Consider the following 1,173-nt stretch of genomic DNA (forward strand, 5'->3'; position numbering starts at 1 on the left):
ATCAGCAACATAGAGTGCTGCTGCAGTATTTGCTAAAATAAATTCATATATAGGTCCACGCTTCTCTTCTAATGCTTTTAAAAACTTTCTAACACTTTCTTCAGAATCTCTAACCATGACATCTTCAATTTTCCATTTATTAAGACCTAGATCTTCAACATCTATTGAATATTCTTCAATTTTTCCATTATCTAACTCTACTATGTATGTTCTACCAAATACAGATATCTCATCTATACCTGGATCACCATGAATAACTAGAACCTTCTTCTTACCTAGCCTACTTAGCGCGCTACAAATTTTGTACATTATTTCTCTATTTGAAACACCGATAACCTGTCTCTTAACATTTCCCGGGTTTGATAGTGGTCCAACTATGTTGAATATTGTTCTAACTCCAAGCTTTTTACGTATATGCATCACATTTCTCATCAATGGATGGTATATTGGTGCAAATAGGAATGAGAATTTTGTAGATTTTAACAATCTTAATGCTTGTTCTGGATTTAGATATATGTTAAATCCAAGTTTTTCTAAAAAATCTGCACTACCTGATGAACTACTTACAGATCTATTACCATGCTTTAACACGTATACACCGTCTACATATGATGCTAATAGACCTGATATTGTTGAAACATTAATAGTGCGATAACCATCACCTCCAGTACCTGCAGTATCTATTGGATCTAGACTATCTACATCAATCTTAACACAGGAATCTAACATAGCTCTAACAAATCCAACAATCTCAGACTCAGACTCACCCTTAACTCTCAAACCAACTAGAAGTCCTGCTACATATACATCATCTAACTCTCCATTAAGGATAGATAAGGCAACTCTATACATAACATCTTCAGGAACCTCTTTTCGCTCAACAATCATGTTCATAACAATCCTACATAAATCTTGATTAGACATCTCTGACACATCTAGACCATGTAAAATCATATTAAAGCATTACTCCAAAATAATCTAAACAATGTACAAAAAATAGAAGAGCAAAAAAGTACATATACAAGCGATAAACAACAGAAAAACATGTAGACTAGAAAAGAAACTCTTAAAAAACCGTACGAAAGTAGCTCACTAAAGATAGCGGGGGTGCCCGAGCCTGGCCAAAGGGGGCGGGTTTAGGTCGGGGCGGCGGGGAGAATACCTCATTCTCAA

General features: G+C 35.3%; 1 protein-coding gene. It reads right to left on the reverse strand.

Going from position 1 to position 1,173, the window contains the following annotated elements; all coding sequences use genetic code 11:
- On the reverse strand, positions 1 to 894 hold an 894-nt coding region (gene trpD / locus AC3WVG_RS12130; protein WP_488798376.1), incomplete at its 3' end, for an anthranilate phosphoribosyltransferase.
- Positions 895 to 1,173 lie beyond the last annotated feature (279 nt).

Source organism: Desulfovulcanus sp., assembly GCF_982781345.1.